The organism is Candidatus Defluviilinea gracilis (genome assembly GCF_057138825.1).
Genome location: NZ_DBNHEF010000068.1, coordinates 14595 through 26332, shown reverse-complemented (window position 1 = coordinate 26332; position 11738 = coordinate 14595). Strand labels below are relative to the sequence as shown.

General features: G+C 54.6%; 11 protein-coding genes. 1 reads left to right on the top strand and 10 read right to left on the bottom strand.

Annotated elements, in window-relative coordinates; genetic code table 11:
• Positions 1-75: 75 nt before the first annotated feature.
• The 4 genes from AC16KF_RS11070 to AC16KF_RS11055 form a co-directional block, all read right to left on the bottom strand.
• Positions 76-741: a sulfite exporter TauE/SafE family protein gene (locus AC16KF_RS11070; protein WP_484037374.1), complete on the bottom strand. Its 666-nt coding sequence runs from the start codon at positions 739-741 to the stop codon at positions 76-78.
• A 75-nt stretch (positions 742-816) separates the two neighbouring features.
• Positions 817-2544 (bottom strand): cbb3-type cytochrome c oxidase subunit I, encoded by a 1728-nt coding sequence (locus tag AC16KF_RS11065; RefSeq protein WP_484037373.1) that lies wholly within the window; start codon positions 2542-2544, stop codon positions 817-819.
• A gap of 11 nt (positions 2545-2555) precedes the next feature.
• The gene (locus AC16KF_RS11060; protein WP_484037372.1) at positions 2556-3074 is read right to left on the bottom strand and encodes a cytochrome C oxidase subunit II; all 519 of its coding nucleotides are present in this window, start codon (positions 3072-3074) and stop codon (positions 2556-2558) included.
• A 29-nt stretch (positions 3075-3103) separates the two neighbouring features.
• The gene (locus AC16KF_RS11055) at positions 3104-3262 is read right to left on the bottom strand and encodes a hypothetical protein (protein WP_484037371.1); all 159 of its coding nucleotides are present in this window, start codon (positions 3260-3262) and stop codon (positions 3104-3106) included.
• A 309-nt stretch (positions 3263-3571) separates the two neighbouring features.
• Here AC16KF_RS11055 and AC16KF_RS11050 point away from each other — a divergent pair, with 309 nt between their 5' ends.
• Positions 3572-3985, top strand: coding sequence for a c-type cytochrome (locus AC16KF_RS11050; RefSeq protein WP_484037370.1), 414 nt, complete (start codon positions 3572-3574; stop codon positions 3983-3985).
• A gap of 224 nt (positions 3986-4209) precedes the next feature.
• Here AC16KF_RS11050 and AC16KF_RS11045 read toward each other — a convergent pair whose 3' ends face one another.
• The 6 genes from AC16KF_RS11045 to AC16KF_RS11020 form a co-directional block, all read right to left on the bottom strand.
• Entirely contained in the window at positions 4210-4401 is a 192-nt protein-coding gene (locus AC16KF_RS11045; protein ID WP_484037369.1) for a hypothetical protein, read from the bottom strand.
• A complete protein-coding gene (locus AC16KF_RS11040; RefSeq protein WP_484037368.1) occupies positions 4398-5429 on the bottom strand; it encodes an ABC transporter ATP-binding protein in 1032 nt (343 codons plus the stop codon). The genes AC16KF_RS11045 and AC16KF_RS11040 overlap by 4 nt, the downstream gene beginning before the upstream one ends.
• A gap of 33 nt (positions 5430-5462) precedes the next feature.
• Positions 5463-6428 carry an ABC transporter ATP-binding protein gene (locus tag AC16KF_RS11035; RefSeq protein ID WP_484037367.1) on the bottom strand — a complete coding sequence of 322 codons (966 nt, stop codon included), beginning with the start codon at positions 6426-6428 and terminating at the stop codon, positions 5463-5465.
• On the bottom strand, positions 6425-7762 hold the full coding sequence (locus AC16KF_RS11030; protein WP_484037366.1) for an ABC transporter permease: 1338 nt from the start codon (positions 7760-7762) through the stop codon (positions 6425-6427). The genes AC16KF_RS11035 and AC16KF_RS11030 overlap by 4 nt, the downstream gene beginning before the upstream one ends.
• Position 7763: 1 nt before the next feature.
• The gene (locus tag AC16KF_RS11025) at positions 7764-8885 is read right to left on the bottom strand and encodes an ABC transporter permease (RefSeq protein WP_484037365.1); all 1122 of its coding nucleotides are present in this window, start codon (positions 8883-8885) and stop codon (positions 7764-7766) included.
• A 78-nt stretch (positions 8886-8963) separates the two neighbouring features.
• Positions 8964-11555, bottom strand: a complete 2592-nt coding sequence (locus AC16KF_RS11020) for an ABC transporter substrate-binding protein (RefSeq protein ID WP_484037364.1) — start codon at positions 11553-11555, stop codon at positions 8964-8966.
• Positions 11556-11738 lie beyond the last annotated feature (183 nt).

Genomic DNA, 11738 nt, shown 5'->3' with positions numbered 1-11738 from the left:
TGCAAGGTACAAGTTACGTGATACGAGTTACGGGATACGTGTCTACTTGTTTACGTGGTTACCTATATACATCCTTTACCATACCATCATCTCACCGATCATCAGATGGTCTACCCAGCCGATCACTGCAAACCCGCGCATGGCAAATTGAAAGCCGAAGAGCATCATGACGAAGGCGGCGAGTCCGCGCGACCAGATGCGCGAGTGAGTTTTATTGGCGAGCCATTTTACTGCGAATAAACTGGGAACAGTGGCAATGCCGAAGACAAGCATGTTGAGCGCGCCAAAGACAGCCGACTTGGATGCGATCGCCGTCACTAGCGCGGTGAGGACCAAGCCGCACGGGAGGAGTCCCCAGAGGAGGCCGAGCAGGTAAGAGGTCGGGAGCGAAGCGGTTTTGAAGGCGCGGATGGCGCGTCCCCAGCGTTGAGTCAAAGAAGAGAATAAAAGTTCGGGCGAGGCAGTTAATCCAATAAATGCGGATGCCATGTAAAAGGCGACGAGGGCAAAGAGGATCGAAAGCGCGGCTTGCAGTTTGTCGAGCGACCAGAGGGCTTGACCAAAGGCGCCGAAGATCAAGCCGAGAACCGAGTAGGTGGTGATACGCCCGGCGTGCGCAAGCGCCCAGGCGACTTTATTTTGAAATACGGGCTGGCGGTCGAATAGAATCACAACAGCGCTGCACATCCCCACACAGTGACCCAGACTGCCTAACAAGCCCAACAGCAACGAAGCCAACATTGTTTACCGCAAATGTACAAATATACACGAGAAAACTTCGGAGGTCTTGCGACCTCCGAAGTTTTTTGATTCAAACTATCGGATGAACCACGTGCGCCCGAGGAGCCACCAATTTGTCAGATAGTAGACCGCAAACCAAACGAGGAAGGCAATGACCAATACAAAAGAGCCTTTCGGTTGATTTTGCTTGCTTTCCATATCGTGTTCGGTCAACTTCGTGGATTCAAGCACGGGGTTGTTGTCGCCGGAAACGAGGAGCAGTTTGCTCGCTTCGAGGCGCGGGCCGGTGAGGATGGAGGTCAGCACGATGGCGACGTACATGATGCCGCCGATGACCGCAATGATCGCGCCGATGCCGAAGATGGCAAGCGATAACTCAATGGTGCCGGGGACGACGCCAGCGAAGGTGATGTCCCAGTTGCGGCGCGAAACGCCTTGCAAGCCGCTGACGATCATGCCAAGGGAGACGAGGAGCATGCCAAAGCCAAACACATAGGGTTGCCAGACCGCCCACTTCTTGAGTTTCAGTTCCTTGCGGAAGATGAGCGGGATCACATAGTAGGTGAAGCCCATGAAGGCGGTTGTCGTTCCAGATACCACTGTGGCGTGGAAGTGACCCGGCAAGCGCATGGTGTTGTGAACCAGCAGGTTGATTTGCTCGGTGCCGATCACCACGCCGGTCACTCCGCCGATCCAGCCGAACATGACCATGGAAACGACCAGGGCGGCGAAGCCCGGTTCGCCCCACGGGGCGTTACGGAGCCAGCCAAACAAGCCTTTTCTGAAACCTTTGGCGCGCAACGCAACTTCCAACGCGGCGGGGATGGAGAACGCGTGCATCATCGAACCAAGCACGGCGAGGTACATAGCGTAGGAGGTGTTGACCGCCTTCCACGAGAACGACAGACCCGGGTCCACCAGCAAGTGGTGAGCCGAACCTAAGTTAATGAAGAACAGGTACAACACGAACGCAAGACGCGAGAACTTTTCGTTCACCGGGCGAATGCCAACGGTGATCTGAGCAAGCGAATACCAGATCGAGATCATCGCCGCGAGGTTCACTTGTTGAGCAGGATGCCCGAAACCCCAGAAGAAGTTGCGGTAGATACCCGGATCAAAACTAGGAAGCACGCCCAACGACCAGAGGAACGCCGGCACAACCGCCGCCGCGCCTTGAAGCAGGGTGTAGGTCGCCAGAATGGCGGCGGTCATGAAACCAAAAGCCACAAGCGGCAACGAACCTTCAAAACGCTTTTCGCGTTTGGCGACCACAATGTTGATGAAGAAGGTGATCACCGCGATCAACGCCCCGACCGCGAACAGAATATAACTCAAGTAGAACAAGGGACTGGCTTTGAGCGGCAGGTAGGCTGTATATGCCACGGTGTTCTTCGCGTCGAACAACACGACGAAATTCGCCATCAGCCCGCCGACGGTCATGAGGATGAAACCGAGCCAGGCGGCTTTGGGCGCGGCGTGCCGCGCATTGAGTAACACGGTCGAACCGAAGTGCAAGCCTGCCATCTCGAAAAAGACCATCCAGGCAATGAGCATGTCGATGCCGTGGAGGGTTAGCAAGCGATAGAACCAGGTAGCATCCAGCAGGTGGATCGCCTGCCAGCGCGTGAGCGCGATCAACAGCGCGGCGATCCCGCCGAGGGTCAAGGTGACGACCGCCATCACCGCGTTGGCGATGATCAGGCGTTCGGCGTGCATATCCACTTTTAGGGTGAGGACCGGGCAGGTGCGATAGTCGTCCTTCGAGTCCTTCGCCCAAGGGAATGTAGGCGCAAGAGTTGCCATTGCATCTTCTCCTATTTCACGATGATCTTGCCCACCATGGTGTGGTGACCAAGATAACAATATTCATTACAAACGATGGTGAACTCGCCGGAAGAGGTTGGCGTGATCGTCGCAACGTAATCATAACCCGGCAGAACTTCCAGGTTGATATTCACGGGCTGCAGAGAAAAGCCGTGCGCGTAATCCATGGAGGAAATATGCAGGCGATATTCTTTGCCTTTTTCCAATTGCAGGATGGGATACCACTGCCAGGCGCTGGCGCGAATGTACACGTCGCTGCCGGGCGGCGGCGCCACCACCGGAACGCTGTTCTCCTCCCCCACTTGATACTGGGCTACAAATTCATTCACCGTTGCGGCATACTGTTGCGGCGTAGTGCGGTACGTCTCCGCGGGCACGTTCTGCTTGCCCATGTAATACCAGAGCGGCATCATCACGGTTAAGAAAATGCACCAGACGAGAGCCACAGTGAGCCATGTCTTCTCGAGGCGACCTAACGGCTTCCACCAATTTTGTTCAGGCGCTAACATGATTTCAATTCTCCTTTTGTGATGTTCGGCTAGGGCGCCGGGGGAATGCTCAACAGGTTCGAAATTCCCCACACATTGTAGATCAATGTGCTGATGAGCAAAGACAGCAGGAACAACAACCAGATATTATCGAATATCTTCTGACCCAGCGATACGGGTTCGTGCTCTTGCTTTTCCTTCTTGGACATGGCATTCTCCTTTAGTAGTTGTTCAACTTCCAAAGCCTAAAAATTTGTCCAATCATAGCATTGTAGGTTACAAAACAAATGTGAAGAATGTCACAGGATGTGATATGACATTTATCAGTATTGGACAAAATGGCTCTAGTTATAAAAATTCGCTTCATGTCTCGATGGACGGCTGATCTTCACCTTGCGGTTTTTCGCCTCCGTCAGCCCACAGACAATCATCATGCCGCAGGGGTAACAATTGTCACTTTGACAATCCCATGTAAATCTCATACAATTTATCCATATTCAACCCGGAGGTTAATAATAATGAAGAAGTTCGCTCTACTACTCTCAATCCTTGTGGTCGCCACAATGATTCTGGCGGCATGCGGCGGCGGTGGGAATTCTGAAGCAACAGCCACCCTGGAACCCGTACCGGCCGATTTCGCCGGCAAGACCAACCCGCTCGGAGCCGATGCGGCAACGGAAGGCGCAAAGGTCTTTCAAGTGAACTGTGAACCGTGCCACGGACCGCAAGGCCATGGCGATGGTCCGGCAGGCGCGGCGCTCGACCCGAAACCGAAGAACCTGGGCGAGTTGCAACAACGCGCTTCTGATGATTACTTGTTCTGGCGCGTGAACACCGGCAAGCCCGGCACCTCCATGGCGCCGTGGGCGGGTATTCTCACCGAAGAACAGATCTGGCAAGCGATTGCGTTCGTGCGCACCTTGACGCCGTAATCGTTTTTCAAACAAAAAAAGAGCGCTGCTTTTGAAGCAGCGCTCCTTTTTTGTTTATGAAACTTTCTTCGAATCCTGGATCCGCAACATCACATCATATTTCGCGTCCAACAAATGCTTTGCGCTTATTACAAATCACCAGCGCCTCACGTAAGTTCAGGCGACTGGTCGAGCCGCCTGCCTTGACGCCGCGCAACTGCGTCAAGAACTATTTCCAACCGAGTCTATTTCCTGATTCGCGCATACAGCGCAAAGCCGATCGTGCCAAACGCCAGCCCGGCGACTGAGGCGCCCCACGAGAAAAAGTTCAACATGAAAGTTGATTCGAGAACGTGAATCACCATGAGGAACGGCAGGACGATACCCGTCAGCATCAGGGTCACGCCAAACAAGAGGAGAAAGCGGGGGTGTGTCATTGCGGTTGATACAACCAACACGCCACAAAATGATGCGGCTCAGGCTCAAAGTCTAGCGGCTCTTTCTGGTCGCATAACCCGGCGATCGCCCTGGCGCAACGCGGGTGGAAGCGGCAACCTTTCGGCGGGTTCACAAGACTCGGCGGCTCGCCGGGCGGCACTTCCTTGAACGAATCAGCGTTACGCGCATCGGGGTCGGAGGTGGCGGCGAGCAACGCATGCGTGTACGGATGCAGGGGGTTCTCAAGCAGGCGGCGCGTATCCGCTTTTTCGATGAGATTCCCCGCATACATCACAAAAATACGCTGAGAAAAATATTTCACCGTCGAGAGATCGTGAGTGATGTAGATCACGGAAAGACCGTGAGATTCCTGCAAGGCATGCATGAGTTTCAAAATCTCGACGCGCACCGAGGCGTCGAGCATCGATACTGGTTCATCAGCCACGATCAACTTCGGTTCGCGCAACATTGCCCGAGCGATCACAATGCGTTGCTGTTGTCCACCGCTGAGCATGTGCGGAAATTTCGGCAAAAAGTCATCCACCGGATGGAGCTTCACTTCCGTCATCACTTTGTGGATGCGCGACAACCGCTCCTCCCTGCCCTTCAACCCGCTGATGATGAGCGGTTCTTCCAAAATCGTTTGCACGCTCATGAACGGCGGCAAGGCGCCATACGGATCTTGTTGCACATACCCGATCTTGAAACGGTATTTCTGCAACCCGCCGCCTTGTAGCTCCGAGAGATTTTCTCCATCAAAAACGATTCCCCCGCTGGTGGGCATGTTCAACCCCAGGATGGTTTTCATCAGGCTGGATTTCCCGCATCCCGATTCTCCGACGACTGCCACCGTCTCCCCTTCTGCCAGCTCAAAACTGACGCCATCCACCGCTTTAACATACCCAGCATGCCCAAAGCCAAACCGGCGCAATTCGTACCACACGCGCAGATCCTGCACAGACAGCAACGGTTGTGCCTCGTTGATTTTTTCAATGCTCATCATCGCCTCGCGCAAGTCGGTAATCATGCCTCGGTACTCCTATGGTTGGTTCCGCGATTCTCAAGCGTGCAACCAGCATTTGACGCTTCGCCCATTCTTTTCAAACACGGGCGGTTCTTCGACACATTTTTCAAATCGGAACGGGCACCGCGCCGCAAAACGGCACCCCTTTGGAGGGCTGATCAGGCTGGGCGGCTGGCCGGTAATAAACATCGGGTTCGATTCGCTGCGCAGGCGCGGCACGCTCGCCATCAACATCTGCGAATACGGGTGAAGCGGCGCGGGAAAGAAATCTCTCGCGTGACCGGTCTCCACGATCTGACCGGCGTACATGATGGCAACCTCGTCCGCCAGTTCGCTGGAGGTGGCGATATCATGCGTGATCAAAATAAAGGATGTGCCAAGTTCGTGTTTGATCCGTTTGAGAACGTTCATGATGTTGGCTTGGGTAAGCAGGTCGAGGGCGGAGGTCGGCTCATCGAGGACGATCAGGCTGGGGCTGGTGACGAGCGCCATCGCCAGGGCCACGCGCTGACGCATCCCGCCGCTCAACTCAAAGGGGTAGCGGCTGACAAAATCCTGCGGCACGCCCACATGCTGGAACATTGTTTGCGCGAGGTGCATGGCTTCGGCTTTGCTCAGTCCCAAATGAATGATGGCGGGTTCCGCCACCTGTTCTCCAACGCGGATGACCGGGTTGAGGGCATTCATCGCGGCTTGCGGCACCAGCGAGATGCCCAGCCAGCGGACATTCTTGCGGAATTCCTCATCATCGAATTCCATCACATCCGCGCCCTGCAAGAATACCTTGCCGTCGTATTTATCCACATTGCGCGGCAGGAGGCGGAGCATGGCTTTCGCCAACGAACTCTTCCCGCAACCCGATTCGCCGAGAACGACGACCGCGCGATTCGAGTCGAGCGTGAAATTGACGCCGTCTACGGCTTGCACCGCGCCGCCGCGTGTTTTGAAATGCAGTTCGAGTTTTTCGATCTGAAGGAGTTTGCTCGATGTGGTTTGGTTCATGCGTCTCTCAATTTGGGGTTGAAGATACGATCCAGGGCAAAGCCCAGCATGGCAAACCCCAGGCCAGTGATCATGAGCAGGATGGTCGGTTCCAGGATCCAGTAGTAATAGCCGCGATACAACGCGCCGTTCATATTGGCATCCTGAATGATCTTGCCCCAGGTCGGCAGGACCGGGTCACCCAAGCCCAGGACCGCCAACGAGGCTTCGAGGAAGACAAAGGCTGGCACAGAGGAAACCAGCCCCGGGATCAGCAATGGGATCATGCGCGGGATCAGGTAAAAGAACACGATGCGGATTCCACTTGCCCCATAGGCGCGCGCTGCCTCAATGTACATGGATTGCTTCACCTGGAGAAATATCGAGCGAAACCCCTTGATGGCGCCGGTAAAAATACTCAGGGCAATGGTTGCGCCGAGGATCACCCACAGACTACGCGAGTAGAACGTGCCGATCATGATGAGAATGGACAGGAAGGGGAGAACAAGGTTCACTTCGGTAATGCGTTGGATCAATTCATCGACCCAGCCTGAATACCACGCGCCCAGCGCGGCGATGATCATCGTCAATACCGAGGAACCGAGCGAGGCGATCAAGCCGAACGTCAACGCAACGGGAGCGCCCCACAATAACGGCACCATCAGATCGCGGCGCGCCTGATCGGTGCCCGCCAACCCATAGACCTGACCATGAAAGACGAATTCGGCATCTACGCGCGAGTCGGGCTCAAAGGTGGTGGCGGTGATGAGGAGACGATACTGCCCCTTGACCGGCGAACCAGTTTCACGGTCCGAGAAGAGCGAGGCGATCGTATCGTCCGTTTTGAGGCGGGCTTTGAGTTTTTCATCCTGGGCGAAACGATAGGTAAATTCCTTGCCGATCGCCATGTTTGCGATGCGTATCGTTTGCCCATCGGGGGTGAGCCATTCGAGCGAAACGAATGGTTGCTTCTCGGCGTAGCTCGATTTGAAATACAGGATCATATCCTGCGGGTAGGTATCATAGGTGAAATCGAAGGCATAGTTGGCGAGCAACTCGCCTGTGCCTTCCGCGCCGGGCGTGAATTCGCCGGTCAGGCTTCCATCTCTGGTAGTGACCGAGAACGATTCGGCGTATTGTGTGGACGAGAAATAATTGATCCATGCGGGCGCGGCAAACTTCGGGTTTTGATACCAGACTTCCTCCCCTCCTCGCCACAGGCGGATGGCTTCGCGATACGGAATCTTCAGCATGGCATACACAGCCAGTAACACAAGCAGGAGAACGACGAACGATCCAAACACAGCGGATGGGTAATAAAAAAACTTTTGAATCGAATTTTTCAGCGCGGTCATCTCAGCCCCCAACTTTTACGCGCGGATCAACGAGAGAGTACGTGAAATCGAGCAGAAATACTGTCATGGCAAGCAGATAGGCGTAAATAATGGTCGAGCCGACGATGATAGGAATGTCATATAACCCGATCGCCTGAAAGAGCGCGCGCCCCAGCCCGGGCCACAGGAAGACCGTTTCGGTGATGGTCGCGCCCGTCCATAGCGTGATGATGAGCAGGGCAAAATTGGTGATGATGTTGGGAAGCGTGGGGCGCAAAATATACTTCCGTTCCACATCGCGGGCGGGCAAACCTTTTGCCTTTGCCATATCCACGTAATCTTCGCTGGAGTAAATCAGGAAGAACGTGCGGTAGTTATAAATGCTCAGAAAAAACGAACTTAGCACAAGAGAGAAGGTGGGGAGGATCAAATGTTTAAGCAGGCTCAAGGAGTAATCGAACGGGTTGGAGGGCGGGGGGGAATCCACCATGCCGCCGAAAGGCAACACTTTCAACAATGCCGCAAAGATCAGAATGAGAAAGATGCCGTAAAACCAGGGCGGCACCGCGGAGGTCGGCGATAATGCAACGACCAGTTTGTCCCAAAAATTTCCATACTTGCGGGAAAGATTTAAAGCGAGCAGAATGCTGGAGAAAAACAGGAATAATTGCGAGATGCCCATTAATAACAGCGTGGCGGGCAGGCGCTCCAGCAAGATGAGGCGCACCTGCTTCGACCCCGAGTCGCTGGTCATATTCATGGCGCGCCCCAGGTTCAAGGTCAGCGCGTTCGCAAGATAGCGCGCATTCCGCGCCGCGATGGGCACATCCAAGCCCATGCGTTTTTCCTCCGAGGCGATCTTGTCTTTAATCAATTGCTGGCGAACTTCGAGGTCCATGGCTTGTCCCGCGGGGCTGTTGATGATCGCCTGCGTGACGCGGTCTCGAATCTCTCCGCGCATGATCTCATCCACATAGCCGCCCATATTGGCGATGACGATGGTGAGATAAATGCCAATGATGACGGTGACGAACAACGTCAACAGGCGCGTGATGGAATATCGCAAGATACGGAGCAACGAGCCGTAGCGCGTCGATCTCTGGGAAACCAACGAATCGGTTGTGGGTTGGGTTATCACTGCCATGCATGCCTCGCTCATTTTCTTGAATGAACTCACAGGGACGAAAACGGATCGTCCCTGTGAGTCTTCAATCGTCAAATCCTACGGAACCGCCACAAAATCAAACGAGGTGAACGAAGGGATCGCCACAGGGATCGGCACCACCGCCACTTCGAGCCTGGCTGAGCCAGTGGAGAGTTTCTTCGTTTCCTCCGCGGTCAGCGTCACTTGATACTGACCGTCGGCGACTGCGGTGGCATCGCCCACCGACACGACCGCGCCGCTCGCATCGTACAGGATGTATTTCACCCGCGCGATATCGGAGAGCAGATATGGCTGATCTTTGAAATTGATCGCCACATCGAACGTCGCTTCATCGCCCGATTTGACCTGCCCTGGCCCATCCAGCAGGGTCGTCGCCAACTTTGGCTCGCTAAATTGCGCCCAACGATCGGCGAGATCGGGGAAATCGGCAAACTGCTTAAGGACAACCGATTTTTCCGTGGGAAACGCCTGGTCGAGATAATAGGGACCCGTGCCAACCATATAGTGACCATGATCCGCAACCCATTGCTTGAGGTTGGCGTAGCGGAGGTCGGCTTCTTCTTTGGTCATAAATTGACTCATGGTCGCGGCGTACGGAATATGCGACTCAGCCGCCGCCTGATCGAGATACTTGCCGAGAATTTCGAGGCTCGGGCCGCCCACCCAGTTGGTTTGTTCCACTTCAAGCGTTCCGGCTTTATCTTCCGAATATGCCAGTTCGCCATTCACTTCTGCGAGGTTAGACACTGCCAGCACGGGCCAACTGTTCTCATACCCTAAACCATAAAGGTCCTGAGGCCAGAGAGTTAAGATGTTGAGTTCCGCGTTGGTGTTGTACGTATCGGAATACGCTTCGATGGTCAACGGGTCGGTGGAAACGATGCGATACCCTTTGAATGCCGCGAGCGTGGCGTTGATGCTCAATGCCAGCGCTTCATCGTACATTTTGCTTTCCGGTTTACCGGGGTCGAAACTCTGGATCATGTTCATCACGAAATCGCCCACAGAAAGCGGACTGCCATCGTGCCATTTCACCGTTTCGAACAAATCATCGGGATACACAACCAGGCTTTTGACATTGGCTGTCAGACCGTCGGGATACTTCTCGCCGACTGTGATGAAGCGTTGCTCGGTCGCGTCCCAATCGATCCAGGCGTCGGCGGGAACATCCACTTGGGGCGCCGCAGTCACGGTCAACCAATCGAGACTCTGATTGATCGGCAAACCTTCCTTATAAGTCAATTCGGCACTGGCAATACGCTGAGGATAGGCAAGCCCGGTATACGGATCAGCCATCAAACCGCCCGCGCCGGTGATATTGGAACTGCCCTGCGTGGTCATACGACTGACAAAACCATCCCAGATCCAGTTGCTTCCGGCGACCGAATTCCATGGCTCGGTGAACAGGTCGTTTGTGCCGATCTTCATCGTGCCGCCTTCTTGATCTTTGAAGCGCAAGTTGTACGGACCGACGTTTGTAGATTCGGGACCGGTCGCGAGATCATATGTCACTTGCACATTGTTGGCGTAAGGCGCATAGGTCTTTTGATCAATGACCCATACAAACAGCGAATCTTCCAGCGAAAGTTCGAGCCCGCGCGCCATCATGGCATCGCGTTCTTCCTTCGAGTCGTAATTGCCTTGCGCGAGGTCATCGCCGAGTTTTTGGAATTCGGGATCAGAGACATTCGAGATAAACGGTTCGCTCGCTTGCGTGCTCGTATTTAAGTAACTTTGTTGAATGTTGCCGCTCTCGTCGCGCAGTGAACCCAAACCAGAAACACCATAACCGGCGGTATATAAATTCCATTGACCTTCCGCCGCAACGGTCCCCTGCCAGATCGGGAAGGCTTCGGAAGCGGTCTTATACTGGCGGTCCACGGTAAAGCCGATGCTTTCGAGTTGATTCGATACGTAATCACCCATCGGCTGGCGCGTGCCATCGCCATCGGAACGGATGAGGAAGATCAACGTTACAGGCGCGCCGTTAAATTGCCATTTGCCATCCGCGCCGAGTTCGGCGCCCATGGCGGGCATTTCAGCGTCGATCACAGCCTTTGCGCGTTCCGTATTGAAAGCGTATTTGCTTTCCAAAGCGCGGGCGGTGTCGATCAGGTTGGTGTATTCGACCAACTCTGTGGTGATCGGGAACAGCCGAGGCAGTGAACCACCGGCGTAAATCTCCTGGTTCACATAATTGCGGTCGATCAACCAGTTCAAGGCTTCGCGGATCTTGCGATTCGAAAATGGATTCAACACAGCCGCATCCTCGAACACCGCCGGGTTCAAACTGATCCCGTAATAACCGCCGAGCGATTGCGTGCTGGAAAGACCCGATTCCTGAATCGCGGGGTACACGTCTGAAGCAAGATTGAACGAGAAGAAATCGATCGCGCCCGCCTGAATTTGCGAAAGGGCAGAATCGCCCGCCACGACGGAAATATCAATTTCATCCAACCAACCGCCGTGGCGCGTAGTGGCAGTCGCCGCGGGTTCTTCGGTTGCGGCTGGGGCTTCGGTTACAACGGGCGCTTCGGTTTCCGCCACAGGCGCCTCGGTCTCCGTTGCTTGTTGAGGAGCGCATGCGGCAAGCGCAAGGCTCAACGCCACCAGCAGGCTGAATAGGTGAAATACTTTACTTTTTTTCATGCTCTTCTCTCCTAAAAAATTTGAGTGAATCTTGATGCGAGGAATCAACATGCGCGATATTCTCGAGCCACCTCCTTTGAACCTATAGCGAGCGAGGCGGAAACCCGGTTGCGTAGACCGGGATCCCGCCTGACGCCGACGTATCGCTTTCTTGTGAGGAGATCGTTGAAAGCAAAGCGGATT

What these genes read in the sequence shown, in the direction of transcription:
- AC16KF_RS11040 (WP_484037368.1), bottom strand. Translation starts at nt 5,429, where the DNA reads ATGATTACCGACTTGCGCGAGGCGATGATGAGCATTGAAAAAATCAAC.
- AC16KF_RS11020 (WP_484037364.1), bottom strand. Translation starts at nt 11,555, where the DNA reads ATGAAAAAAAGTAAAGTATTTCACCTATTCAGCCTGCTGGTGGCGTTG.
- AC16KF_RS11045 (WP_484037369.1), bottom strand. Translation starts at nt 4,401, where the DNA reads ATGACACACCCCCGCTTTCTCCTCTTGTTTGGCGTGACCCTGATGCTG.
- AC16KF_RS11035 (WP_484037367.1), bottom strand. Translation starts at nt 6,428, where the DNA reads ATGAACCAAACCACATCGAGCAAACTCCTTCAGATCGAAAAACTCGAA.
- AC16KF_RS11030 (WP_484037366.1), bottom strand. Translation starts at nt 7,762, where the DNA reads ATGACCGCGCTGAAAAATTCGATTCAAAAGTTTTTTTATTACCCATCC.
- AC16KF_RS11060 (WP_484037372.1), bottom strand. Translation starts at nt 3,074, where the DNA reads ATGTTAGCGCCTGAACAAAATTGGTGGAAGCCGTTAGGTCGCCTCGAG.
- AC16KF_RS11055 (WP_484037371.1), bottom strand. Translation starts at nt 3,262, where the DNA reads ATGTCCAAGAAGGAAAAGCAAGAGCACGAACCCGTATCGCTGGGTCAG.
- AC16KF_RS11065 (WP_484037373.1), bottom strand. Translation starts at nt 2,544, where the DNA reads ATGGCAACTCTTGCGCCTACATTCCCTTGGGCGAAGGACTCGAAGGAC.
- AC16KF_RS11025 (WP_484037365.1), bottom strand. Translation starts at nt 8,885, where the DNA reads ATGGCAGTGATAACCCAACCCACAACCGATTCGTTGGTTTCCCAGAGA.
- AC16KF_RS11070 (WP_484037374.1), bottom strand. Translation starts at nt 741, where the DNA reads ATGTTGGCTTCGTTGCTGTTGGGCTTGTTAGGCAGTCTGGGTCACTGT.
- AC16KF_RS11050 (WP_484037370.1), top strand. Translation starts at nt 3,572, where the DNA reads ATGAAGAAGTTCGCTCTACTACTCTCAATCCTTGTGGTCGCCACAATG.